The sequence below is a fragment of the Nostoc sp. UIC 10890 genome (genome assembly GCF_054786515.1).
This window is the reverse complement of record NZ_JBSGKF010000001.1, coordinates 440689-467493: the sequence shown is the minus strand read 5'-3', so window position 1 is coordinate 467493 and position 26805 is coordinate 440689. Positions and strand designations below refer to the sequence as shown.

At 43.5% G+C, this 26805-nt stretch carries 20 protein-coding genes; 8 read left to right on the top strand and 12 right to left on the bottom strand.

The annotated features are described in order from the left end of the window. The first annotated feature begins 44 nt into the window (after positions 1-44). Positions 45-3053 (top strand): beta-phosphoglucomutase, encoded by a 3009-nt coding sequence (pgmB, locus tag ACWATR_RS01990; protein ID WP_460328990.1) that lies wholly within the window; start codon positions 45-47, stop codon positions 3051-3053. Here the strand turns inward: pgmB and ACWATR_RS01985 are convergent. The 9 genes from ACWATR_RS01985 to ACWATR_RS01945 all read right to left on the bottom strand — a co-directional run bounded on the left by ACWATR_RS01985 (position 3050) and on the right by ACWATR_RS01945 (position 15657). Further along, positions 3050-3502 (bottom strand): nitrate reductase associated protein, encoded by a 453-nt coding sequence (locus ACWATR_RS01985; RefSeq protein WP_460328988.1) that lies wholly within the window; start codon positions 3500-3502, stop codon positions 3050-3052. The genes pgmB and ACWATR_RS01985 overlap by 4 nt on opposite strands. A 119-nt stretch (positions 3503-3621) precedes the next feature. Continuing rightward, positions 3622-4080, bottom strand: a complete 459-nt coding sequence (locus ACWATR_RS01980) for a phosphate-starvation-inducible PsiE family protein (protein ID WP_460328986.1) — start codon at positions 4078-4080, stop codon at positions 3622-3624. Positions 4081-4376: 296 nt separating this feature from the next. Then, positions 4377-6590 carry a molybdopterin oxidoreductase family protein gene (locus tag ACWATR_RS01975; protein WP_460328983.1) on the bottom strand — a complete coding sequence of 738 codons (2214 nt, stop codon included), beginning with the start codon at positions 6588-6590 and terminating at the stop codon, positions 4377-4379. A 224-nt stretch (positions 6591-6814) separates the two neighbouring features. Continuing rightward, positions 6815-8317 carry a NarK family nitrate/nitrite MFS transporter gene (locus ACWATR_RS01970; RefSeq protein ID WP_460328981.1) on the bottom strand — a complete coding sequence of 501 codons (1503 nt, stop codon included), beginning with the start codon at positions 8315-8317 and terminating at the stop codon, positions 6815-6817. Between the two features lie 108 nt (positions 8318-8425). Then, positions 8426-9265, bottom strand: a complete 840-nt coding sequence (locus tag ACWATR_RS01965) for a nitrate ABC transporter ATP-binding protein (RefSeq protein ID WP_069070194.1) — start codon at positions 9263-9265, stop codon at positions 8426-8428. Positions 9266-9474: 209 nt separating this feature from the next. After that, the gene (locus tag ACWATR_RS01960; RefSeq protein WP_460328978.1) at positions 9475-11463 is read right to left on the bottom strand and encodes an ABC transporter ATP-binding/substrate-binding protein; all 1989 of its coding nucleotides are present in this window, start codon (positions 11461-11463) and stop codon (positions 9475-9477) included. Between the two features lie 98 nt (positions 11464-11561). Continuing rightward, complete coding sequence (ntrB, locus tag ACWATR_RS01955; RefSeq protein WP_460328976.1) at positions 11562-12395, bottom strand: nitrate ABC transporter permease; 834 nt, start codon at positions 12393-12395, stop codon at positions 11562-11564. Between the two features lie 153 nt (positions 12396-12548). Beyond that, positions 12549-13871: a CmpA/NrtA family ABC transporter substrate-binding protein gene (locus ACWATR_RS01950; protein ID WP_460328974.1), complete on the bottom strand. Its 1323-nt coding sequence runs from the start codon at positions 13869-13871 to the stop codon at positions 12549-12551. A 160-nt stretch (positions 13872-14031) separates the two neighbouring features. Next, entirely contained in the window at positions 14032-15657 is a 1626-nt protein-coding gene (locus tag ACWATR_RS01945; RefSeq protein WP_460328972.1) for a ferredoxin--nitrite reductase, read from the bottom strand. 467 nt (positions 15658-16124) lie between these two features. On the opposite strand from ACWATR_RS01945, the gene ACWATR_RS01940 reads away from it, so the two are divergent. The 5 genes from ACWATR_RS01940 to ACWATR_RS01920 all read left to right on the top strand — a co-directional run bounded on the left by ACWATR_RS01940 (position 16125) and on the right by ACWATR_RS01920 (position 20070). Further along, a complete protein-coding gene (locus ACWATR_RS01940) occupies positions 16125-16535 on the top strand; it encodes a QcrA and Rieske domain-containing protein (RefSeq protein WP_460328970.1) in 411 nt (136 codons plus the stop codon). A 189-nt stretch (positions 16536-16724) separates the two neighbouring features. Then, positions 16725-18083, top strand: coding sequence for a HEAT repeat domain-containing protein (locus ACWATR_RS01935; RefSeq protein WP_460328967.1), 1359 nt, complete (start codon positions 16725-16727; stop codon positions 18081-18083). Between the two features lie 121 nt (positions 18084-18204). Next, on the top strand, positions 18205-18423 hold the full coding sequence (locus tag ACWATR_RS01930; protein WP_460328965.1) for a hypothetical protein: 219 nt from the start codon (positions 18205-18207) through the stop codon (positions 18421-18423). Beyond that, positions 18420-18689 (top strand): ParE family toxin-like protein, encoded by a 270-nt coding sequence (locus ACWATR_RS01925; RefSeq protein ID WP_460328963.1) that lies wholly within the window; start codon positions 18420-18422, stop codon positions 18687-18689. The genes ACWATR_RS01930 and ACWATR_RS01925 overlap by 4 nt, the downstream gene beginning before the upstream one ends. A 433-nt stretch (positions 18690-19122) precedes the next feature. Then, positions 19123-20070, top strand: coding sequence for a LysR family transcriptional regulator (locus ACWATR_RS01920; protein WP_460328961.1), 948 nt, complete (start codon positions 19123-19125; stop codon positions 20068-20070). A gap of 90 nt (positions 20071-20160) precedes the next feature. Here the strand turns inward: ACWATR_RS01920 and ACWATR_RS01915 are convergent, their stop codons facing one another. After that, positions 20161-21135, bottom strand: a complete 975-nt coding sequence (locus tag ACWATR_RS01915) for a DNA polymerase III subunit delta' (protein ID WP_460328959.1) — start codon at positions 21133-21135, stop codon at positions 20161-20163. Between the two features lie 556 nt (positions 21136-21691). Between ACWATR_RS01915 and ACWATR_RS01910 the strand changes: the two genes are divergently transcribed. Beyond that, positions 21692-23257 carry a phytoene desaturase family protein gene (locus ACWATR_RS01910; RefSeq protein WP_460328956.1) on the top strand — a complete coding sequence of 522 codons (1566 nt, stop codon included), beginning with the start codon at positions 21692-21694 and terminating at the stop codon, positions 23255-23257. A gap of 82 nt (positions 23258-23339) precedes the next feature. On the opposite strand, the gene ACWATR_RS01905 is transcribed toward ACWATR_RS01910, so the two are convergent. Continuing rightward, positions 23340-23753, bottom strand: coding sequence for a hypothetical protein (locus ACWATR_RS01905; protein WP_176727225.1), 414 nt, complete (start codon positions 23751-23753; stop codon positions 23340-23342). A gap of 455 nt (positions 23754-24208) precedes the next feature. Between ACWATR_RS01905 and ACWATR_RS01900 the strand changes: the two genes are divergently transcribed. Continuing rightward, positions 24209-24781 carry a PadR family transcriptional regulator gene (locus tag ACWATR_RS01900; protein WP_460328953.1) on the top strand — a complete coding sequence of 191 codons (573 nt, stop codon included), beginning with the start codon at positions 24209-24211 and terminating at the stop codon, positions 24779-24781. A gap of 76 nt (positions 24782-24857) precedes the next feature. Here the strand turns inward: ACWATR_RS01900 and ACWATR_RS01895 are convergent, their stop codons facing one another. Continuing rightward, positions 24858-26798: a heavy metal translocating P-type ATPase gene (locus ACWATR_RS01895; protein ID WP_460328950.1), complete on the bottom strand. Its 1941-nt coding sequence runs from the start codon at positions 26796-26798 to the stop codon at positions 24858-24860. Between the last annotated feature and the right edge of the window lie 7 nt (positions 26799-26805).

The following is a 26805-nucleotide window of genomic DNA, read 5'->3' as shown; positions in this document are numbered from 1 at the left end:
CCCCAGTCCCCAGTCCCCATTCCCCATTCCCTACTCCCCAACTTATGCACACAAAAGGTCGTTCTCGCCATTTTATCTACACAGATTGGATATTAATCGAAACCCAGTTTGATCCTGAGGAATTGCACTCTAAAGAAACCGTCTTTACAATTGGCAATGGATATCTGGGAACAAGGGGTTGTTTTGAGGAAGGTTATCCTCATGCATTGCCAGCTACTTTTATCCACGGTGTCTACGACGATGTGCCGGTGGTGTACACTGAACTGGTAAATTGCCCTGACTGGCTACCCTTGATAGTGATTGTGAATGGCGATCGCTTCCGGCTCGATCAAGGTGAGATATTGCGCTACGATCGCCAGCTTGATTTACGTCAGGGACTTCTCAGCCGTTCTTTGCGTTGGCGCTCTCCTAGTGGAAACACTATAGACATTGGCTTTGAACGCTTTGCTAGTCTTGCAGATCCGCACGTGTTGGCGCTACGCTGCCATTTAACGCCAGTAGATTTTGATGGATTAATTGAAGTTCAAGCTAGTATCAATGGCTATCCAGAAAATCAGGGTTTTAATCACTGGGAAGGACTAGATCAAGGCAAGACCGACCAAGGAATCTGGTTGCAACGCCGCACCCGCAGTTCCCGAATTGAACTCTGTATGGCAGCTAAGGTGACAATATCGGGCACTGAAGCATCTTTACAAGTCAGTACCGCACCTGGTTATCCCACTTTAAGCACGACCTTCTTAGGTAAAGCGCAACAGACTGTAACTGTAGAAAAACTCGTGACAGTTTTCACCTCCCGCGAGGTGGAAACACCAGTCCTAGCCGCTCAAGAAAAACTCGCGCACCTGCCAGACTACGCAACCTTATTAAAAGCCCATGAGCAGGTGTGGGATGAGGTTTGGCAGCAAAGTGACATCCTCATTGAGGGGGATAGCACAGCTACTTTTGCTGTTCGCTACAATCTATTTCAACTGCTGATTGCGGCTCCACTCCATGATGATCGAGTGAGCATTCCGGCGAAAACCCTTTCGGGGTTTGGCTATCGCGGTCATATTTTTTGGGATACAGAAATTTTTATGCTGCCCTTGTTTGTGTTTACCCAACCAGCGATCGCTCGTAATTTACTCAGTTACCGCTGGCACACCTTACCAGGAGCTAGACGCAAAGCAGCCCATTACGGATATAAAGGGGCAATGTTTGCCTGGGAAAGTGCTGGTACCGGAGATGAAGTCACACCACGTTGGGCACTCGAAAGTAATTTTTATGGTGAAGACGTGCGGATTTGGTGCCGCGATCGCGAAATTCATATCAATGCAGATATCCCTTACGCCATTTGGAACTACTGGCAAGCCACTGGTGATGATGACTGGATGCAAAAGGTCGGCGCAGAAGTGATTTTGGATGCCGCTATTTTTTGGGGTAGCCGAGTCGAATTCAATTCTGAGCGCGAACAATACGAAATTCGGGGAGTAATTGGAGCGGATGAATACCATGAATTAGTCCACAACAACGCCTTTACAAACCGGATGGCGCAATGGCATTTAGAGAAAGCGATCGCAGTTTATGATTGGTTGACTGACAAATTCCCCGAACGAGCGGCTGAACTAGAACAGAAACTAAAACTCACCTCCCAAGAGCGAACGCACTGGCAAGATATCATCGCCAAAATATTGTTTCTCTATGACCCATCAACAGGATTAATTGAGCAGTACGAGGGCTTTTTTCAATCGGAAGATATCGATTTAGCAGATTATGAAGGGCGCGATCGCTCTATGCAAGCCATCTTGGGTGTTGAGAAAATCAACAAATATCAAGTAATCAAGCAGCCAGATATCTTGATGCTGCTTTATTTAATGCGGGAATCAGCAGATTTTCCTTACAGCGAAAAAGCATTGCAGACCAACTGGGACTACTATGCACCCCGCACCGATATTACCTATGGTTCGTCCCTTGGCCCGGCAGTTCACGCCATCTTAGCTTCAGATTTGAGCAAATCAATCGAAGCTTACGAACTGTTTATACGGGCGTTAATGGTGGATCTTGAAGATAACCGAGGTAACACCAGTGATGGAATTCACGGCGCTAGTGCTGGTGGCATTTGGCAAGCTGTAATTTTTGGATTCGGCGGCATTCAACTAACCGAAAACGGGCCAGTAGCCAACCCCCATCTGCCCCCAGGCTGGACGCGCCTAAAGTTTAAACTGCACTGGCGCGGGAAATGGCACGATTTTGATCTGCATCAGGGATTGGGGACTGGGGACTGGGGAATGGGGGCTGGGGAGCAGAGGAGCAGAGGGGCAGAGGGGCAGAGGGGTAATTTTTCACCAATCCCCAATCTCCAATCCCCAATCCCCAATCCCCAATCCCCAATCCCCAATCTCCAATCCCCCAACATTCAAGGATTTATTTTTGACCTAGATGGTGTGCTAACAGATACAGCAGAACTTCACTATTTAGGTTGGAAAAAGCTCGCAGATGAAGAGGGTATACCGTTTAATCGGGAGGCTAATGAGGCGCTACGGGGTGTATCCCGTCGTGCTTCCCTCATGCTAATTCTTGGAGATAGACCGTATTCGGAAGCACAAATCCAGGAGATGATGGAGCGCAAGAATCGCTACTATGTGGAATTGATTCAAAATATGACGCCCCAGGATTTGTTGCCAGGTGCGATCGCTCTCTTAAATGAACTGCGGCAAGCTGGGATTAAAATCGGTATTGGTTCAGCTAGTAAAAATGCCCAGACTGTGATCGAGCGATTGGGCATTGCTGACAAAATAGATGCGATCGCTGATGGTTATAGTGTGCAGCAACCAAAACCAGCACCCGACCTATTTCTATACGCAGCCAAGCAGCTAGGAATCGAACCAGAGCAATCTGTGGTTGTAGAAGATGCCGCTGCGGGCATTGAGGCAGCTCTTGCCGCTGGCATGTGGGCAGTAGGACTTGGCCCCGTTGAACGAGTTGGAGCCGCTCATGTTGTCTTACCCAGCCTAGAAGGCATTACATGGGCAGACTTACGAGAGCAATTGAGTCACGTTTCCAGACAAAAACGTTAAAACAGATGAAATTCTGCGATCGCTCTCTTAAAGTTTTTATTTTCATGTCCTGGCTGGCTGAGTTTAATCAAGGCAAAACGCTGTAAGGGCGTTAAAGCTGCCCACTTTTGCTGTGTCAGGGTTACATCTATTTCTTGAGCTTTTTCTTGAACGCTAGGTGGTACATTAGCAGAGTCTAGCCATGCGGGATGAGGCTCAATAGGCAATTTTTTCGCTGGTATACCTGTACGTTGTAAAATTAATTCCTCGATATGTTCGCGGTAAGACTGAATTTCCGTTTCTGTAGTGCAAGGTAATTCGGCTAAAGCTTGACGCTCGGCTGTAGTCATTTGATTCCAATCAGGCAATTTTAGCTTGATGCCACAAGTATCTAATTTGCAACGCACCTGCATAGGAATGCAACGCAGGGAATCAACAAAGTCTGCTTCAAATTGAAAGAAATCTGTCATTGTTCGGCAAACCTAAAGTTGATGGGGAATGGGGAATGGGGAATGGGGAATGGGGAATGGGGAATGGTCTAAATCCCCATTACGAATTACGAATTACGAATTACGAATTACGAATTATTTTAATTTGCGTTTTTGGAATTACTGAGACGAATTATTAAATAACTAATTGATAAGGCAAGAATAGCTATCCCTAAACCAATTATATCAATACCTCCAACTTTTTCTAAGTCAAGAATAATAATTTTTCTGGCAACTGCTATTAAAGAAGTAACAATAACTAATTCAACTTGAAAAACGTGTTTTCGCAAATATGCCGTAATATTTTCTAAGATTTCTAAAGCAATTAAAATATTTAAAAACAAACCGAAAATTTTATATAATGTTGTGTTAAACTTGCCATAAGGTGCTGTAAATAACTCTTTAAAAATAAAGAATCCTAAATCTGCGATCGCTACCAAAATCACAACTACCATGAATAGAGATAGAGCTTTAGAAACTAGCACTTCTATGTTTTCAATAAAGTGCATGAAGTTTTCATCTTTGGTAGCTCCTAAAATTCGCCTCACTAGCTTTTTCATAATGCTGCACCCGATTCTAAAATAAAAGAAAATCCCATAGATTAATCTAAAGGATTAAAAAAGATGACTTGCTAATACTTTGTAAATTTTCTATCTGTTTTTATTCTTTATCCATAGCTAAAATCGAAGCAAGTCGAACCTTTTGTTACTAGATATTTTACCTCTTTGAATATGTTAATTGGTAACAGTCAAAATTAGAGAGTCATAAAAAATAATAATAACTATTGATTATTGCTCATTGACAAAATAGCTTATTTCTGATTATAAATTACCACTTTAGAGGTACACTTAGCAGCTTACCATTGTGAGGATTGGAGTTGATGATGTTTGATTGTAACTTCCACAGAAATTGGTATCAACTGTACCGCACAGGCTTTTAATTCTGGTTGCAGCGAATCGGGGCAAGATTCTGGATGGGTGAGGGCGTTAGCTTCGGCATTATCTGCCCATAGCGAACCCCAATGCATGGGGACAAAAACTGTACCAGGTGCGATCGCTTTTGTGACTTTAGCAGGAAACTTCGCTTTACCCCGACGCGATCGCACTTCCACATACATACTATCTACAATACCTAACCGAGCAGCATCACGGGGATGAATTTCTATAAACGGTTCGGGATGCATTTTGCAAATTTTTTCAATCCGGCCGGTGCGCGTCTGGGTATGCCAGTGTCCGTAAAGTCGCCCATTAGTTAGCACAAACGGATAATCTGGGTCTGGTGGTTCTGCCAATCCCTTTGAGTAATATGCCCCAAATCGAGCGCGTCCGTCAGAGGTGTGAAAGCGCAAATCAGTATATAACCGCTTTCCTGAAGTTTCTCCCCCTGCCTCCCCTGCTCCTCTGCTCCCCCTGCTCTCTTCTGGATGAGGCCATTGAGTCGGCCCTTCTGATTGTAATTGCGCGTGACTGATACCCGTCATATCGCAGGGGCGATCGCTAGTTAGTTTGACAAACTCAGCATAAACTTCAGCAGAGTTAGCAAAGGCAAATTCTTTTTCAAAACCTAATCTCCGTCCAACTTCGGCAAAAATTTCCCAATCGGCTTTCGCTTCTCTTGGTGGTTGACGGAATGCTGAACACAGAGTTACCACCCGTTCGGAGTTTGTCATCACACCAGTTTTTTCACCCCACTGGGCTGCTGGTAGCAGAACATGAGCGTAGGCAGAGGTTTCTGTAGGATAATATGCGTCTTGGTAAATAGTGAAAGGCGATCGCAATAACGCCTTTTTCGTCCGCTCTAAATCTGGCATACTCACAGCTGGATTAGTAGCCGCAATCCACAGTAAGCCTACAGCATCATTTTCCAACCCAGTAATCATGTCCCAAGCAGTCAAACCGGGATTGGGCGAAATCTGTCCTGGCTTGAGTCCCCAAAAATCCTCAACTTCTGCGCGGTGCTGGGGATTTTTTACCACCCGATAACCTGGTAATAAATGCGCTAAACCTCCGGCTTCTCTTCCTCCCATTGCGTTTGGCTGACCAGTGAGGGAAAAAGGGCCAGCGCCAGGTTTGCCAATCTGTCCAGTCATCAGGTGCAGGTTAATGATCGTTCTTACCTTAGCTGTTCCTTCTGAGGATTGATTCACACCCATTGACCACAAAGACAGTACCCGTTGTGATTCACCCCAATAGCGAGCTGCTGTTTCTAAATCTTCAATGCTGATTCCACATCGATGAGCTACTATTTCTGGGGGATAGTGGCGAATCACTTCCGCATAAGCCGGAAAGTTGCTAGTGCAGTCCTCCATAAATATGGTGTCGATGTAGTCCCAGCGCATCAACAAATGAGCAATACCGTTCAACAGGTCGATATCTGTACCGGGACGAATGGCTAAATGCAAGTCAGCGGCTTCTGCGGTTGGCGTGCGACGGGGATCAACCACAATCATTTTGACTTTGCGGTTCTTTTTGTGATATTTTGCCAGCCGATTGAAAACGATGGGGTGACACTCAGCGGTATTGGTACCAATTAAAAATGCACAGTCGGTTAACTCTAAGTCTTCGTAACAGCAAGGCGGGCCATCTGAGCCAAAGCTTTGAATATAGCCAGACACAGCACTAGACATACACAAACGGGAGTTGGCATCAAAATTATTAGTACCCAGACAGCCTTTCATGAGTTTCTGGGCTATGTAATAATCTTCAGTTTGAAACTGACCAGAACCATACATACATAAGGCTTCTGGCCCTTGGGTGAAGCGTATTGTTTGAATGCGCTGCGTGATGAGATCAAAAGCTTCATCCCAACTAACGCGGCGAAACTCTTGATCTAAGGAGTCTCGCATCATTGGGTAATGTAATCTATTTTTATCTAAAGATTCTGCGATCGTTGCACCTTTGACGCAAACCATACCCTGACTGGATGGATGAGCTTTATCGCCCCGCACCCGCCAAATTGGATTACCTTGGCTATCTCGATTAGTTGCTTTGTTATGTTGGGCTGGGGGTGAAACTTCTAAACCACAGCCAACACCACAGTAAGGACAAAGGGTTTTGGTAAATTCACTCATGATTGTGCAACCTCAGATGTAGCGACTGTTTGAAAAGCGCAAGTTAATACAACTTTGCGTAAAATCGTGGTGAATTGAGGGATGAAATTTAAACGCAGAGGGGAGGCAGCGCGTTGCGGGGGTTCCCCCCGTTGTAGCGACTGCCGTCGCGCAAAGTAGAGCGCAGAGGAGCGCAAAGTTTGTTTGAGTCTATTGGCTACGAACTATAAGAATTTATGACAGGTTTATTCTTCGGCTAAAAAGGTAGGATTTTTAGTTACGGTTTCTGGTGCTTCGCCTTCATAAGCAGCAGCAAAGGAGCCTTTTGGTTCTTTGAGGAAGAAGGCACACATAAAAGCACAGATTAAAGCGGCTATACCCATTGTGGTAAAAAGTGTTGGAGCGTCGGTTAAGCTAAAAATTGTCAGGTAAATTACGCCGCCAAAATTACCGTAAGCGCCCACATTACCGGCAATTTGTCCAGTGGCTTCTTTCTTAATCATGGGTACGATGCTGTAGGTTGCACCGCAGCCAGCTTGGGCAAAGTAAGCGGCAAACATTGTAACTGCGATCGCTAGCGGAATTGGCCAGCTACTATTAATAAAATGTGCCGTCAAATAACTAAAACCAATGCCGATACTGATTATTGTCATTGTCCATTTACGGGAGCTAAATTTATCAGAAATTAAGCCACCACTGGGACGAGAAACTAAATTTAAGAACGGATAGGTAGCGGCAATCATTCCAGCGACAACATGCTCTAAAGCAAAGGTTTTTTCAAAGAATGCTGGGAGCATAGAAACAACTGCCAATTCGCTGCCAAAGTTAGTTATATAAGTGAATTCGAGTAAAGCTACTTGACCAAATTGAAAGCGTTCCGATGGAGCGTAAGTTTTTTTACCAGTTAGAAGTTCTCGGTTTACCTGCCAAGCTTGGTAACTTTGGTAAGCAAACAATCCTGCTAATAGCAACCAAGCCAGATACATTTGGCTTAAAGTCAGGAAGTGAATATTCTTTTGTTCTAAGCGCCAAGCTAATAAACCGAGAGCGAAAATCAAACCAAAATTTGAGACAATTAACGCCCAGAAGCTTTTGATACTAGTCACTTCTAGGGAACCATTTTTCTTCGGTTTCTTGTAGACTTTGCCTGCGGGCGTATCTTGAACGCTGTTGTAATAAATTATGCCGTAGATGGCTGTAATGATCCCTGTAAGTGCGATCGCAAATCGCCAGTTAGAAGCACCACCAGCAAAAAAGCTAGTAGAAACTGCAAGTATCGGCAAAGCAAACTCTGCGCCAAAAGCCCCAAAGTTGCCCCAACCGCCATAAATGCCTTGAGCAATTCCCATCTCCTTCGGCTGGAACCATTCCGCCACCATGCGAATACCCACAACAAACCCAGATCCGACAATTCCCATCAGCAAACGACTGATGACTAATTGATTAAAGTCTTGCGCTAGCGCCGTCGCCAAACAAGGAACCACCGCAAACATTAGCAGCATTGAATAGGTGATTCTGGGGCCAAAACGATCCAGAAGCATCCCAATAATTAACCGTGCAGGAATTGTGAGGGCGAGGTTACAGATGCCCAAAGTTTTGATTTGCTCAGGCGCTAAACTTAGTTCTTTGCCAATAGTTGTAGCGAAGGGAGCAAAGTTAAACCAACAGACAAAGGTGAGAAAGAAGGCAAACCAAGTTTGATGTAAGATGCGGTAGCGATCGCTGAATGAAAATAATCCTTTAAGCATTCAAATCTTCCTAATTGAAGAGGACGGCAGAGGAGCAGGGGGGCAGGGGAGCAGAGGAGAATAATAATTCCTGACAAATGACAAATGACAAATGACTCCGCGAAGCGGTCACTCGTCAGCGTGAGCAAATCGGCGGAAGAGGAAGTCTAGAGCGTAGTTTCGCAGGTTGTAGTATTCTGGGTCTTCCATGATGCGGCGACGATTGCGGGGGCGGGAGAAGGGAATATTCAGGATTTCGCCGATGTGAGCAGATGGGCCGTTGGTCATCATCACAACTCTGTCTGCGAGGAAAAGCGCTTCATCGATGTCATGAGTAATCATTAGTACGGTGACTTGATGTTCACGCCAGATTTGCAGGAGTTCTTCTTGTAATTCTTCTTTTGTGATGGCATCTAACGCCCCGAAAGGTTCATCGAGAATCAAGACTTGTGGACGGATGGAAAGGGCACGAGCGATCGCAACTCGTTGTTTCATCCCACCAGAAAGCTGATTGGGTTTCTTGTCAGCCGCTTCTGTGAGTCCCACCATTGCCAAATGTTCTCTGACGATCGCCCGTTTTTCAGCCTGGGGTTTTTTCGGAAACACCGAATCAACAGCCAGATAAACGTTATCAAAGACACTCAGCCAAGGCAGTAGACAATAATTTTGGAATACCATCATCCTGTCGGGGCCTGGTTCGGTGATGGGTTTGTCTTGCAGCAGGACAATACCATCGGTGGGAGTGTTAAACCCAGAAACCATGTTGAGCAGAGTTGATTTGCCGCAGCCAGAGTGACCGATTATGCAAACAAATTCGCCCTCGCGTACTTTCAGGTCAACTCCATCCAGTACGGTATAAGGGCCTTCAGAAGTTGGATAAATTTTGCTTACACCTTCAATCACCAAAAAATCTTCTGCTTTTTTCGTTTGCAGTTTATTAGTTTGGGTTTTGCTGTTTACTATTTGCATCGTGAGTTTATCTATGAGTAGTTTGTTATTTGTTCTTTGTCAGTCACAAATGACTAATGAACGCGATGTGCAACTTAATATTTTGACCTCTCTCCAAACCTCTCTCCTAAAAGGAGAGAGGCTTTGATTTTTGCTCCCCAACGCTAGTAGGGAAGGGGTTGGGGGTTAGGTTTGAGATAAAGTCGCACATGGCGTTATGGCGTTAATGACTAAATAAATACTTCTTCAATACGTATTTGCCGTTTAATTTCCAAGCTTTTGAGATACTCTATCGGCTCTGATGGGTTAAAAACTTTCCCATCAAATAAGTGAACAGGGTCATCTTCTCCGATATCGAGTAAGCCGAGTTCGCGGGCAGCTGCACCAAATATGTCTGTGCGACAGACTCTTTCAATTACCTCCACCCAGTTTTTTGGGAAGGGTGTTAAACCCCAACGTGCCATCTGAGTGGCCATCCATAAAATTTCAGTGCGGTTGGGATAGTTGGTTTGATTGAGATAAAACTGGTTGTATGCTTTGAATTCTTGGGGTTCTGTACCATCGCCGCGATCGTAGCGATCGACGAAACCAGGACGAACATATACAGGATCTATGTCTAAGTACTCAGGACGGCAGAGGATTTCTAAAATTTCTTCGCGGTTGCGGAAATCGTCACAGTATTTACAAGCTTCTAGCAGTGCTTTAACCAGAGCAAGATAAGTTTCTGGATATTTCTGCGCCCAATCTTCCCGCACTCCCAAAACTTTTTTTGGCTGTCCTGACCAAATTTCTAAAGCTGTGGCCGCAACAAAGCCTAAGTCTTGATGAACAGCAAGATAATTCCAGGGTTCTCCAGCACAGTAACCGTCAATATTTCCGGCTTTGAGTTGAGAAACCATTTCCATTGGTGGAATCACCGTTAAGCTGACATCTCTATCGGGATCGATGCCGCCAGCCGCCAGCCAATAACGCAGGATTAGGTTCACCATTGAAGTAGAGTGAGCTACACCCAAAGTCAGAATTTGATCGGGAGCGGCGTTAATCGCTACTTTTAAGTCAGCCAGATTTCTGACACCTTGGTTATACAATCTTTTGCTTAAGGTGATGGCGTTCGCATTGCGAGAGATATTTAAGGCATTGATTATAGGAATTGGTTTTTTACCACCAGCACCCAAAGTTAGGGCTAAGGGCATTCCCGCCAGCATTTGGGCTGCGTCTAATTTGCCAGTAACAACCCCTTGAGCTATTTCCTTCCAGCTATTGGCACGAGTGAGGGTGATATTTTCTAAACCGTACTGGGCAAAGAAGCCTTTTTCTTGAGCAACGATTAAAGGTGCAGCATCAGTCAGAGGCATAAAGCCAATTTCTAAATTGACTTTTTCTAAGCCGTTGCGAGATATGGCTACTGGTGCTGAAGTCTGCTGTGCTTTGCGTTTTTTAACCAGCTTTTGTTGGTTGAGGAAGTAAATCATTTCATTCCGCAGACTGTAGTAGCTGGGATGTTTGACGACTTCCAAGCGTTGACGCGGGCGAGGGATTGGCACTTCGAGGATTTGCCCAATATGAGCTTCTGGGCCATTAGTGAGCATGACAACGCGATCGCTCAACAAAAGCGCCTCATCTACGTCGTGTGTCACCATCACACAAGTAACGTTGTGTTCGTTGCAGATTTTCATCAGTTGTTCTTGCAAACTACCCCGTGTTAGGGCATCCAACGCCCCAAAGGGTTCGTCTAGCAGTAATAACTTGGGACGAGTTGCTAAGGCGCGAGCGATCGCTACCCGTTGTTTCATTCCCCCAGATAACTCGCTAGGACGTTTATTCGCCGCCAGACGCAGCCCCACCATATCAATATGTTCTTCGATAATGCTTCTGCGATCGCCTTTGGATTTACCCTTGTACACTTCATCCACAGCTAGGGCGATATTTTCCCGTACTGTTAACCAAGGCAGCAAAGAGTAGTTTTGAAACACAACCATCCGATCTGGGCTGGGTTCTCTAACTTCCCGCCCTTCCAACGTCACACCTCCAACACTTGCCCTATCTAAACCTGCAATGATGTTGAGCAAAGTAGACTTACCACAACCAGAATGTCCAATTAGAGAAACAAATTCCCCTTCTTGGATTTTCAAATCAATATTTTTTAGAGCAATATATTTGCCGCCATTCGGAAGTTCAAATACACGGTCAATATGGTCAACTTCAACAAAAGTAGTCATTTTTAATTCGTAATTCGTAATGACGCTCGAAGACTCGCTAACGCTGCGCTAACGTAATTCGTAATTGGGGAAGTAACTTATTTCCTATTCCCTATTCCCTAGTCTGGTACAACTTTGCTAGCTATAAAGCCAACCATTCTATCTAGAATTAAGCCGACTAAACCAACATAAATTAGTGCGAGGATAATTTCACTTAAGTTAGTTTCTGTGGTTGTGTTGTAAGCATCCCAAATAAATGAACCAATTCCCACGCCGCCGACTAACATTTCTGCTGCAACGATTGCTAGCCAAGATAAACCAATACCAATGCGTAATCCTGTGAATATATAAGGAACAGTTGCAGGAAACACGACTTTTAGGAAATACTTTAGTCCTTTCAAACGTAAAACTCTAGCTACGTTTACATAGTCTTGAGGAATTTGTTGTACGCCCACCGTGGTGTTGATCACAATCGGCCAAATCGATGTAATGAAAATCACGAAAATAGCTGAAGGATTCGCTTGTTGAAATGCTGCTAAAGAAATTGGTAGCCATGCTAGAGGCGGTACTGTCCGCAACACTTGGAAAATAGGATCTACGGCATTATAGAGTAACTTATTAGCACCAACAAAAATCCCCAATGCAATGCCAACGATTGCTGCTAACGAAAAGCCTAAAGCGACTCTTCCCAAACTACTAAGTATCTGCCAGCCCAAACCTTTATCACTTTCACCATTATCGAAAAATGGATCAATTATAAACGGGTTCCAAGTTTCTGAAAATGTTTCTATTGGGCCCGGTAACCCAAAGTTAGGAGTTAAACAAACTAGTTGCCAAATCGCTAGGAAAATACCTAATGCTACCAGTGGCGGCACAATTTTTTGCGAAACTAATTTATTGAGATTTTTTCGGTTATTTTTTCTGAAATTGCGATTTCCAAGAATAGCTGCCATTACCTTTTTTCTCCAGTTCCCTTTATGTAGCCAAGCGTAAAAAATTAAAGTTTGTAGTAAGGACTTCAGTCCTAACAAACCTTGCTATTAGCGAGAATCATCTCACTAATAACTAGAATTATGTTAGATATTTGATTGTCCCTAAAAGCTTCATTAAACCTTCTTGATTTTTAAGCTTTTCAAATATTCTTCTGGTTTCTCAGGGTCAAATTTTACACCATCAAAGAAAGTCTCAATTCCACGAGAACTACTCTTAGGAATTTCAGCATCAGCAACACCAATAGCTTTAGCTGCTTGTTTCCACAAGTCCTCTTTATTCACTTGATTCACTATTTCTTGAACTTTAGTATCTTTTGGTAAATAGCCCCAGCGGATTTCTTCTGTTAAAAACCAAATATCATGACTTTTGAAAGGATATGAAGCATTATCTACCCAGAATTTCATCGGATGTGAAAAGTTTTGCTCAGTCCGTCCATCGCCGAAGTCAATATTGCCTTTAGACCTTTCTAAAATATCTGCAACAGCAACGTTAAAGTATTTCCGGTCAGAACATATTTTGCACATCTCCTCTTTATTTTCGGCGCGATCGCACCATTGTTGAGCTTCCAAAACTGCCATCAACAATGCCTGTGCAGCATTAGGATTTTGATCAACCCAATCTTTCCGCATTGCAAAAGCTTTTTCTGGGTGATCTTTCCACAACTCGCCTGTAACTAAAGCTGAATAACCTAATTTTTGGTTCACTAATTGAGCATTCCAAGGCTCTCCCACACAGAAAGAATCGATGGTGCTGACTTTCATATTTGCCACCATTTGCGGTGGTGGTACAGGTGATAAAACCACATCTTGATCTGGATTGATACCACCAGCCGCTAACCAATAGCGCATCCATAAATCATGAGTGCCGCCAGGAAAGGTCATACCAAATTTCAAGGCTTTTTGCTCGGCTTTGGCAAGATTCGCAGCTTCTTTCAGCGCCTTACTTTCTAATTTTACATTCAGGTTTTTAAATTTATTTGCAACAGAAATAGCCTGACCATTAGTATTTAATCTTGCCAAAATATACATTGGCACTTTATCGTTAATGGTCATCAAATAAGGCATGGGGCTGAGGATGTGTGCGCCATCAATACCACCGCCAGATGAGCCGATTTTTAAGTTATCACGGGTAACAGGCCAAGATTTTTGTTTGATGACTTCAACATCAGTCATCCCGTATTTGGCAAAGAAACCCTTTTCTTTAGCAATAATTAGGGGAGCAGCATCAGTTAGAGCAATGAATCCTAATTTTGCTTTGCTTGTTTCTACCTTTGGCGCATTCGCTACTGTAGAGACATTGGCAGCCGGAGCCGCAGAGGGTGCATTACCACCTGTTGACGCTGTATTACTACTGGAAGAACAACCATGAGCCAGGATAGAAGCCGCTGCCGCAGTGGTGGTGGTTAAAATAAATTTTCTGCGCGAAATATTTTTCATTTTTCCTTGATTTTTTGTCATTTGTTAAGCACTAGCAATTAAGTAGCAAGGCGTAAATAAATTCAAGTTTGTAGTGACGACTTTAGTCCTAATAATCATTGCTCACCCACTACGAACTAGGATTTTATTTCATGTTTAATGATCCCTACCTACTTACTTACTAACTGTTAATTACTAAAGCTTCTTGCTTGAGCTTTGCCCCAAAGTTTTTGATTAGTAATTCTTGCAATACTGGCTGTAAGTCTTCGCATGGTATGCCTTTGATAACGCAAGTTCCTAAATGAGCATCTTTGCCAACTTTGCCGCCCATATATATATCAACGCCTTCCAAAGTTTTGCCATTTTTACGAGTTTTAGTTCCCATCAAACCAATATCTGCAACTTGGGGTTGTCCGCAAGAGTTGGGGCATCCTGTCCAGTGAATTCGCACTGGCTTGGTGAAGGTTAAGTCTTCTTCTAAGGCTTTAATCATTTCCAGGGCGCGGTTTTTAGTTTCGATGAGGGCAAAGTTGCAAAATTGTGCGCCTGTGCAAGATACTAGCGATCGCGCCAGTAAACCAGGATTAATCGAAAACCTTTCCAGCAAGGGTTCTGTTGAAAATATTTCTAAACGCGATTCAGCAATATTGGGGATAACAATGTTTTGCTCAACTGTAAAACGGATTTCGCCACTGCCGTAAACTTCCGCTAGACGCGCAATTTCAAACATATCTTCGGCATACAACCGCCCGACGGGAATGTGCAAGCCTACATAATTTAATCCTGGTTGTTTTTGTTTATATACCCCGATGTGATCGCGTTTTTCCCAATCGATTTCGTCTTTTGCGGCTGCGGGTAATAATGATTTACCCAAACGGCTTTCTACTTCTGCTCGAAACTTATCTAAACCCCATTCATCAATTAGCCACATCAGGCGAGATTTTTGCCGATTAGCACGCGGGCCATGATCACGAAAGACTTCCAAAACCGCTCTACATACAGCTACCACATCTTCTGGAGCCACCCAAGCATTCAGAGGAATCGCCGCCTCACAACGTTTAGCTGAGAAAAAGCCACCCACAAGGATGTTGAAGCCAAATATTGGGGACTGGGGATTGGGGATTGGGGATTGGGAAGATTTTTCCCCAGTACCAAGTACCCAGTCCCCAGTCCCTTCCTTAAATGCTGGAACAAAAGCTAAATCGTTAATTTCAGCGTGAACTGAATTGTCTCTTCCACCTGCGATCGCAATATTAAACTTCCGTGGTAGATTGCTAAACTCTGGGTTCCCTTCGCCTTTGTTGGTGAGCATATCTTGAATTTGCTGTACCAACTCTCGTGTGTCGTACAACTCATCTGCATCCAACCCCGCCACCGGATCGCCTGTGATATTGCGGACGTTATCCATCCCTGACTGGATAGTGGTTAAACCAACTGCGTGAAATCTATTAAAGATATCTGGTAAATCTTCAATCCTGATCCCCCGTAATTGAATGTTCTGTCTCGTAGTAATATCAGCGCAGCCATCATCTCCGTAACGCTGCACCACTTCAGCCAAAACACGCGTTTGACTACTGGAAAGGATACCGTTAGGCATCCGTAACCGCATCATAAATTTCCCTGGGGTAACTGGACGGAAAAACACGCCCACCCACTTGAGCCGATGATCTCGATCGATTTCGTCCATTGCTTCCCAGCCGAGGGCAGCAAATTTCTCTATCTCGCTCTTGATGGCGAGTCCATCTTTTTGAGCCTTGAATTTCTCGAACTTATTGAGGCTGGTAGTGGTAGTTGCTGTGTCTGTCATGATCTGACTCTCAATGCAAATTACTAATATGGTGAGGATCTGTAGTGGTAATTGCCCAATATCAATCTGTAGCTACATCAGATGCTGTATCTACAAGGGCTAGGGAATAAAAACTTAATATTTGATTACGGCTGATTATTGTTACTCAAAATCATTCCAACGTGAAACTTCAAATCCGTGGTTAGTTAAAGAAAACTTGTCGTCATTTACATTTGGGAAATTTGTCAAGCAGGTTTAGATAATGTTCATGTAACAATTTCGATACTCATAAGTTAAAGCGAGATTTCTGTTAAAATCGTATAAATTGTTACGATTTTTTAGTAAAATTGCTGAAACCGTATAAAGTAAATGCATTTTTTGCATCAAAGTCACCGGCAAGTAAGGCAAAGTGCTTAGTGAAGGGTATTTGAAATGACCGAAGCAATAATCCAGAATTGACTAAAACTTTAGATATTATTTCAGCAACTATGAAACGTCGTGATTTTATGAATTGGGTAGGTTTGGGTTTGATTGGGAGTTCTCTACCTGTTGCGATCGCAGCCTGTTCTTCTCAAACAACTTCAACATCTGGAGATTGGCAAACAGTAGGCACTTCGGCAGAATTAGATAAAACAGGTCAATTGCTGGCGAAAAACTCACCTGCTGGGCCTGTGTTGGTAGTCGGCACATCTGCTGCAAATCTGACAGCTGTCAACCCTACCTGTCCTCATTCAGGCTGTACGGTGGGATGGCAAGCTGAGTCCAAAAAATTCGCCTGTCCCTGTCACGGTTCGGAATTCGGGATTGACGGTAAAGTGCAAAGAGGCCCAGCAACAGAAGCGCTTAAAACTTACGCCGCCAAAATTGAGGGCAATTCAGTTGTAGTCAAGCCAAGTTAAAATAATTCGTAATTCGTAATTCGTAATTCGTAATTTTTAATATGCACTTTAGTGCTTAAATCAGAGATGGAGCCGCTGTTAATAATTTGTGTAATGATGTACTAAAATGCAGAGCAAGGGCAGTTAAAAGCAGCGATTTATTTACGAATTTGTACTTTTATTGTATTCACATAATTCACAATTCAGGGTATGGTGAGTAATATCAATCAGCTTTTAGTGCAAGCCCAAACAGCACATGATATGGCTGATTGGTCATCACTCATTCAATATTTACAACAATTAATTTTAGGGACAGATTCGGAACATCTAGAGATAGTTAAAAATCGAGAATATCTTCTGAAGTTAGCAATTTCAATGTTAGAGATGGGGGATTTTCAACAGCGCTGGGAAATTACCAAAGTGTTGACTAATTTGGGAAATATTGCCATCCCACCACTCATTGAGATATTAGAAGATGAAGAAGCAGAAGAAGAATTACGCTGGTATGCAGCAAGGACTTTAGGCGAATTTCAGCACCCAGAAGCGATCGCACCTTTGCTTGAATTGTTGAAAAGTGATGATGATGAAGAACTCAAAGCGATCGCGGCTACAGCATTAGGGCAAATGGGTACTGTTGCGATCGCTGGACTCTCTGAACTTCTATTAGATGAAGATACAAGGCTTTTTGCGGTGCGATCGCTTTCCTGTATTCCGCAACCAGAAACCATCACACCGCTGTTGAGTGTAGTTCAAGATCCACAACCCGCAATCCGCGCCGCTGCAATTGAAGCCCTCAGCAGCTTTCATGACGAACGTGTACCACCAGTATTGTTAAACGCTTTGGATGATATAGCCGCCATAGTTAGGCGTATAGCCGTGGTTGGTTTAGGTTTTCGCCCCGACTTACGCCAAGCATTAGATTTGGTGACGAGATTGCAACCCAAACTTTACGACTTTAATCTTGATGTTTGTTGTGCAGCCGCAGTTTCCCTTTCTCGTATGGGTTGTGATGAGGCTGCAAAACATTTATTTGATTTGCTTATTTCACCTCACACACCGATAAAGCTGCAATTAGAAACCATCCGCGCTTTCAGTTGGGTGGGGACACCATCCAGTTTGGAATATTTGCAACAAATACTTAATCAAAGTACTTCCGAGACACTTTGGCAAGAAATTGTCACAGTTTTAGGACGAGTGCAAAAACCGCAGTTAACTAAACCAGCCGCAGAAATTTTATTGCAAATACTACGATGCCTTTCCTGCGGAACGCTACGCGAACGGCTAGCTTCTCTACGAGACGCCCCGCGAACGCAACATCCAGCCACAAAGATTGTCAACATCAAAAGTGCGATCGCCTTATCTTTAGGACAGTTAGGCGAAATGCAAGCTATTGAACCATTGATTTCACTGCTAGCTGATTCTAATGCATCGGTGAGACTACATGCGATCGCTGCACTAAAAAATCTGGATGGGGAAGCCGCATATAAACAATTGCAGCAGTTAGCAAATAATGACGCAATCACACCAGATTTAAAACAAGGAATAGCGATCGCTTTGGCTGAGTGGTAATTTCTCTTGAAGATGATGGGGAGCAAGAATTATCCTGAATTTCTTGAACGGGTTCGCAACGGTTTGTAGCTATGAGATGACGATAATATTGTAGTGCTATGTTTGTGGAAATTTGGTAGCTATGACAGAGTTACTTCAAAAGGCGATCGCCAGGTTGAAAACCTTACCCGCCAGTCAACAGGATGTGATTGCTGCAATGATTCTGGAAGAACTTGAAGACGAAATCCGATGGGATGAAGCATTTGCAGGTTCTCAGGATACCCTTGCTGAACTTGCAGCCGAAGCAATGGCTGAGTATCACGCAGGGAAAACACAAGAGTTAGATCCAGAAACTTTGTGAAGTCACGCACAACTGCCAAATTCCGTAAAGCATTTGCTGATCTACCTGAGCAAGTTCAGAAGCAGACACGCGAGGCATATCGCCAATTTAAGCATGATTTTGGACATCCAAGCCTGCGCTTCAAAAAAGTACATCCAGAATTACCAATCTATTCTGCTCGGATCAATAAAAGTTATCGAGCAGTTGGACAGTTAGAAGGCAATACAGTCATTTGGTTTTGGGTTGGTTCACATGCAGAGTATGACATGTTGCTTTCTCAGTTGTAGCCATACAATTTAAAAATATTATCTAAAAATTCACATATTTCAGCAGAAAATAGTCAATTCTTTTTTGGTGAGATTTTCCGAAAAAATCTGTGCAAAGCGGATAATTGACGAGAAAGGCGGTAAAACCTGATTTACTTAAATATAAATCAGAGAAAAAGACCTTTGAAGAAGGCAGAAGGCAGAGGGCAGAGGGCAGAAGGAACAAGTCGTCGATAGGATTCAGACCCCTCCTGACTTGGAGCCACTGAACAAGAGTTCAGTGGGGGCTTTATACCCTTACTCCTTTCAGTCGTGGGCTTTAGCGCGGAGGCAAAATTCCCTTCTGCCTTCTGCCTCCTGCCCTCTGCCTTTCTTGGTAACAAACTCTACTAAATTATGGTTAAAAATCCGTTAACTTAATGAAACCGATAAATGTAATTCAGGCTACATAAAAATGCGCCTAGAGCAGTTGCAAGCCTTTTTAGCGATCGCCCAAACCGGCAGCTTTCAACAAGCAGCGCGAACGTGTGGTATTACCCAATCGACGATTAGTCGCCAAATTCAAGCATTAGAAGCAGATTTGGGGACAGAACTATTTCACAGAACCAGTCATGCCAAGCTGACGTTGGGAGGTGAACTTTTACTACCCCGTATCCGCAAAATTTGCCAAGAATGGCAAACAGCTAAAGAAGAATTAGCCGATTTAATCGCCGGAAAGCAACCAGAACTTTGCATTGCCGTGATTCACTCGCTTTGTGGATCTTACTTACCACCAGTGTTGCAAAAATTTTGTCACGATTATCCAGATGTGCAATTGCGAGTGACTTCATTAGGAAGCGATCGCGCTCTGAAAGTCCTCAAAGATGGATTAGTGGATTTAGCAATTGTGATGAATAATCGCTTTTTAACCACCAGTAGAGAAATGGTAGTAGAAGTGCTTTATGATGAACCTATAGAAATTTTAACCGCAGCCAATCATCCTCTAGCACAATATGAATTTGTCCCTTGGTCGGAGCTAATTCGTTATCCCCAAGTGGTTTTTAAAGATGGTTATGGGATGCAACGCTTAATACAAGATAGATTTGAGCGAATGGAAGCTACACTCCAGTCGGCTTTAGAGGTAAATACCCTAGATGCCTTCCGGGGAGTCGTGCGCCAAGGAGAACTGATAGCTTTGCTACCTCAATCAGCATTACTGGAAGCTCGTCTTGACCCTACCCTGGCGATTCGTTCCTTAGCCAGCAATAATACTAGTGGTTTAGCAGATAGTTCCAGTTTGACTCGTCGAGTAGTTATGGTGACAACTCAAGACCGTTTGCAAATTCCCCCAATCAAGCACTTTTGGCAACTCGTGCGGGAAAATATCCCACTACAAATTGACCAGCAGCGATCGGCTTCTTAATTGCTCTTGATTTACGTGGCGATCTCTTCATCCGGCGGCGGCGTACCATTCCAGTTTTTCCGCCAGCCGTCTTTGGCGTAGGCATCGCACTCAGCGATGAGTAGTATAAATAGAATCAGATTTTTGATACACAGATAAAAGCAGACATTCCCAAACTAGCCTTGGTTGAGCGTAAACAAGTAAGTATTTACGAGCTTGTTCTAGCTGATTGATAATACTAGGCTGATGCCACTGTTGCCAGTAAAACTGCTGAAGATAATCAACTAACCACAATTGTGCTTCTGTATCTAAATCCTGATCAATTTTCTTGGCTAACTCCAAGGCGTTACGGTAAGATTTAGGCGCTTTTTTCAAATCTTCGAGTAATTCCGGGGGAATAGTTTGTAATTGCTCATAAGATGCGATCGCAGTTCCAGCACTACCAGATGCTATGCTCAATACTGCCTGATTTTGCAAAATTTCTTGATGACCTGTTTGCGTAAGTACAACAGCTAAAGACTGTGCATCTAAGCGATAAAAAGGAATGCGTTGACAGCGTGAAACCAAAGTCGGCAACACAGACTCAGGTGTAGGTGCAATTAAAATTAACGTCGCCTGTCCCGGTTCTTCCAAGGTTTTGAGTAAAGCATTCGCTGCGGCTTCTGCCATTGTTTGAGCCTCCTCCAGCACTACCACATTCCTCGGCGCTTCCAAAGGCGGACGACCTAAAAACTCAGTAATTTCCCGAATTTGCTCTAGCCGAATTACAGGTGGCGCTTTACGCTTCAGTCCTTTCTCGGCTGCTTCTGCTGCTGTTAATCGTTGTCCCTGGTGTTGGTATGTTGGTTGCACCCACAACAAAGCTGGATGGTTCCCCTGACGCAAACGGTTTTGTAAAGATGCAGTGACTCCCATTTCACTAGAAAATAGCAATTCCACAAAGCATCTGGCTGCTAAACTTCTTCCTACACCATCTGGCCCCACAAATAGGTAGGCTGGAGCAACCCGGTTTTGTCTAACAGCCTGAGTCAGTAATTCTATACCTTGCTGTTGTCCTATAAGTGGTGTAAATGGATCATTAGTCATTAATAATTACTTAGGAGTTAGGAGTTAGGAGTTATTATTTTTTCTCTGCTCCCCTGCCTCTCTGCTCTCCTGTATAGTTTTAGCTAATTCATAATTTATTCAGTTTTTATGAAGAAAAGCAAATGTTGTCAAACATTTTTTTATAGTTTCGATAATCTGAATACATAAAGGATGAAGAAAAAAGCTCAGACTCTTAAATTATCGCCTACTAATCTGCAAGTTTTCACGGTTATTTGCAGCTAAATTTTGTGGTTACTTTAAATCAGTGAACAGTTCAACATCCTTCAGGGTATCTAAATGTTAGCTAGTTATTTAACGAACATTTACCCCAGCTAAATATCAAAATATTCGGTGATGTTGCAATGACTACTATCAACTATAAAAAACCTTACACTTTCTATGAATGTTTCTTCTACCTGATTTTCATTTAATGAAAACTACAAATCTAGCTAAAGAACCGCCGAGTAATTTGGGTTTTTTACTAATAAAAAAAAATGGTGAAATAAAACCATAACACCGAAATCAAGAGAAATCAAGATTGCCAAAGGAGACTGATATGGAAATCTTCGATTATGTAATTCTGGGAGCCGGACTAGGTGGACTTTCGGCCGCAGCCTGTTTAACTCGACAAGGTTATCGGGTAGCAGTTTTAGAGCAACATTATTTACTTGGTGGATGTTGTCACACCTTTGATTATGGGGAATATAGTTTTTGTGCTGATGTGCATTACATCTCTCAATGTGGTTCTGGTCAGACTATAGCCCAATTTCTTGACTATATTCACCAAGATATACCCTTTAATAGCCTCGATCCTGACTGCATTGATCGAGTCATCACACCAGAGGCAGATTTTAAAATTCCCTTGGGATGGGAGAATTTGCGATCGCGTTTACTCTCCACATTTCCCGAAGAAGCTAGTGCTATTAACCGTTACTGCAATGAAATTCAGCAACTCCACCAAGAAATTCGCAGCCTAGTGCAGGAGGTACACTGGTTTGATCAGAAGTTGTCTGACTGGTTGAAGTTACCAAAATATTTAAATTTATTTTGGAAGCGCAGTTGGACTCTACAAGATTTGTATAACCATGTCGGATTATCGCCTAAACTGCAAGCAGTACTGGCGGGACAAAGTGGCGACTATGCACTACCACCCCAAGAAATTGCCCTACTCACGCACACTTCCCTTGTTTGGGACTACTCAGAAGGTGCTTATTATCCAAAACATCACTTTAAACACTTTGTTAACACCATTGCAGACGTAATTACCGCAGGTGGAGGTGTCATCAAATACTTAACGCCAGTAAGCCATATTCAAGTTAGTAACCACGCTGTTCATAGCATCCTTGCCGATGGTATCAGCTATCGCGCCAGCAAAGCTTATATTAGCGACCTCGACCCGAAATTAACAGTAGAGTTGATGCATGATTCTCAAGCATTGAGTCAAAAAGAGCATCAACGTCTCACTAGTTACGAATACTCAGCCAGTGCTTTCAATATTTACCTGGGTTTAGATAGTCGCTTCGATCCCCAACGCTACGGCATCGGTAACTGGAATATTTGGTATTATCCCACAGGCGACCTAAACAGAGAATATCAACGACAATTGGCAGGTGACTTCAGTCATCCGTGGATTTTCCTCTCTTGTCCGACGATGAAATCTAGTGAACCAGGGGTGGGGCCAGAGGGACATCACGTTTTAGAGATTGCTACTGTCTGTTCTTATGAACCATTTGAACATCTACACAAAACTGACCCAAAAGAGTATAAAGCCAAAAAGCGGGAAGTTTATCAGCAGATCATGACAAGTGTACGAGAGTTAATTCCAGATGTAGACAACTACGCCCGGATGAAAGTTTACGGCACACCTACCACCAGCGAATTTTATCTGGGACAACCGCAGGGTAATATTTACGGCGCGAAATTAATACCTAAACAGGTTGGTTTAAATCGTCTGGGATATACTACAGAATTATCTAACCTGTTTTTAGTAGGGGCAAGTGCTGGGTATCCGAGTGTACCAGGTGTAATTGGGAATGGGATGGATGTTGTAGAACTGCTGACAGGGCAATCTGTATGGCACAAAGCTGAAATATCTCAGCCTTTGGTGGCAGTTGGTTCATGAGTGCTGAGTGCTGAGTATAATTTGTACTTTTTTACTCAGCACTCTTTAGGTTAAGTCATAATTTGATGGAAATGCCTTACCTTCACACCTTAGACGTGAGAAATCTGGATATCTCCGCATGTGCTAATATAGCCGCAGGTTCGCGCTGGAGAGCATTGTAATACTTTCTCTCGAAGGTATTGCCCGTCTCTAAGGGTACAATCAGTGTGCGGACATCAGTAATCAACTTTTGGAAATCGTCCAGCGATATCGGTTCATCTGCTTCGAGCATTTCATCAACTTGCACAACCACTTCAGAAATACGATGTAGCCAAGCAAATTGTTCATGAGCGATGACGAGCTGAAGAAGTTCTCCGTTTGATACTCGTCCACTAACCTGTTCGTAGGCAATACGTTCTGTCTCTAGCAACATCTTGTGAAGGTAGAGTAATTTGTTTCGTAAATCACGCAGATATTGATGTTGACGTATTCTTTGTGAAAGTGTGTTAGAAGTCAATGTTACCCATCCTCTCGTTACAATAGTCTTTGATGGCTTAAATAATTTCTGCGTCAGTATTAATCGCGAGTAGACTATACCGAACAATTACTTCGTGAAGTGATACGCTAGCGATGAGTAGCATCTCCAATAGTGGCGTAGACACTCGCTAGAAGACTTGCAGCTCTTATCATAACTTTTGCTTGCTTTCTCTTCTTTACGAGAGGTTGAACCAACAAGAGCGGCACTCAAGATACATCGCTACTTTCTCACCGTCTTGTGCAAACAGCACCATTTGCCATCTGCCCAACCTCAGTTTATATATTTGGTTTCCTTGCTAAGAAGCATTACGATCAACATATATTTTTATAGTCGTTATATCTTATATCTGATTAATCATATATTAGCATAAACTTATAAGAAGTACATAGTGTAGAACCTATCGAGAAAATATCAATTATGGGAAAACCGTCTTAATGTCGCTAGCATACGTAATTCTAGGTCTTCTTCAGCAGCAAGAAATGACGGGCTACGACCTCAAAACGAGCTGCTTTGATCAATGTATTGCCCATTTGTGGCCAGCAGACCAGGCACAAATTTACAGAACTCTCGATAAGCTAGTTGAGCAAGGCTGGATTACCTGTACGATTGAGATTCAGCACGATCGCCCCAACCGCAAAGTCTACAGTGTGACGGAACCTGGGAAAGCCGAATTCGCCCAATGGCTTGGGATTCATCAGCCCTTACCGACTTTACGAGAGCCAATGCTTGTCCAGTTGCATTTTGCAGATCAGTTGTCAAATGAAACCATTATTCACCTACTGGAGCAACAATTGGCAGCTCGAAGCAAAAAACTTGCTGAATGTGAAACCATCGATTTGCCATTACTCAGTGATGAGTCTGCCAACCGTGAGCAGGTGATGCAAAGGCTCGTGCTGGAGTTGGTAATCCGAAGAGAACAGACCTATATTGATTGGTTGAAAACAGCGATCGCACTTATCAGTCAGCAAAAGCCATTACCCTACTCTACTACTGGTTCATCGCATTAGTTCTGAGGTGTTAGCGGTGGTCAGATTCCCAACTTATTGAGGAAGTCGGGGATCTTGCAGCCCATCAAAATTAATTTTACCTCAGCAATCTCAGACCACTGAGAGTAACTAACACTGTGGAACCTTCATGGCCGATAACGCCGATGGGTAGGTTAATATTTCCCAGAAAGTTGCCTACTAAAAGCAACATAATGAAACCCAACGCTACGACTACATTTTGTTTTACTATGAGTTGCGATCGCCTACCTAAATGTATCGCTACAGCAATTTTTTCTAACTTGTCTGCCATCAGTACTATATCTGCGGTTTCCAATGCCACATCACTACCAGATACTCCCATCGCTATACCTACAGATGCTTGGGCTAAAGCTGGTGCATCATTGATTCCATCGCCTACCATTGCCACAGTTTGATATTGTTGCTGTAGACGGCGGATAACATCGAGCTTATCTTCTGGCAGGAGTTGAGCATATACCTGATCAATTCCTACTGCTTTGGCGACACTGTGAGCAGTTTCCTGATTATCCCCGGTTAACATGACAATTTGTTCAACTCCCAGTTTCTTTAACCGGGTAATAGTTGCAGCTGCTTGCGATCTTACTTCATCTGCGATCGCAATTACACCAATCACCTCTGCCCCTCTGCCCCCCTGCTCCCCTGCTCCCCTTCCTTCCTGTGCTACCCAAACCACAGTTTTACCTTCTTGTTCCCAAGATTGAACTATTTCTCGCAATTCTTCAGGTAAATTTGTGACATACTGTTGGACAAAAACAGCGTTTCCCACAATTACCTGTTGTTCTTGGGCAATTCCCACAATTCCCTGTCCAGGTATAGCTTGCGCTTGGATTGCACCAACCCAATCTAAATCACCAGCCGCCTGTACAATTGCCTTACCGATGGGATGTTCGGAAGATGATTCGACACTAGCAGCAACTTTTAGGACATCATCTTTAGTGTATTTACTAACTGAAATTACCTGAAATACCTGCACCTGCCCTGTTGTGAGAGTACCAGTTTTATCAAATGCGATCGCTCGGACTTTGCCAATCTTCTCCAACTGCGCCCCATTTTTAAACAAAATCCCCTGTCTTGCACCATTGGCGATTCCCGAAAGCAGGGTGGGCATAATTGCAGCCATCAGCGCACAGGGAGAAGCCACCACTAGGAAAGTAAGGGCGCGATAAATTGTGGTTTCCCAATCCCAACCCCAGAGAAATGGCGGTAAAGTTGCCAGTAATATCCCGGCTACTACAATGACTTTGGCATATCCTTTCTCAAAGCGATCGATAAACTCTTGGGAAGGTGGTGCTTCTGTCTGCGCTTGTTCTACCAGGCGAATTACACGCTGAATCAAACTGCTTTGGGCTGGTTTGTGCACCTTAATTTGCAATGCACCATAGCCGTTGAGTGTGCCGGCAAATACTTCTTCGCCCACTGTTTTCTCTACAGGTAAAGACTCACCTGTAATTGCAGCTTGATTGAGGGTGCTGTAACCAGATAAAATTATTCCATCAGTAGGAATTAGCTCTCCGGGTTTGACGACAATCTCATCACCCACTTTTAACTGACTGATAGCAACTTCCTCTTCTCTGCCCTGATGCAAAACCCTTGCTGTATCTGGTGTCAGACTCATCAAACTGCGGATACTCCGCTCAGTGCGCGCCATTGCATAGCCTTCTAGTGCGCCACTGATGGCAAAGATGAGAATCAAAATTGCTCCATCAATAATTAGATGATATTCTCTTCGCCATAAGCCGAGACTAGCAGCACCAATCGCTGCCACAATCATCAGCAAATCTACATCGAGTTCTTTTTCTTTGAAGAGAGTAGTTAATCCTTCTCGCGCACTTTCGTAACCACCAATTACATAAGCAGCCGGTAGCAGTAGAAACGCCAATCCCAACCATCCGAGATGCAAGGCGAACCATCCGAAAAATAGCAGTAAGCCACACAAAAGGGCTGCTACGGTATCTGCGTGTTCTCTGGTGAATTGGCCGAAACGTTGGGGGTAGAGCATGAGAGGT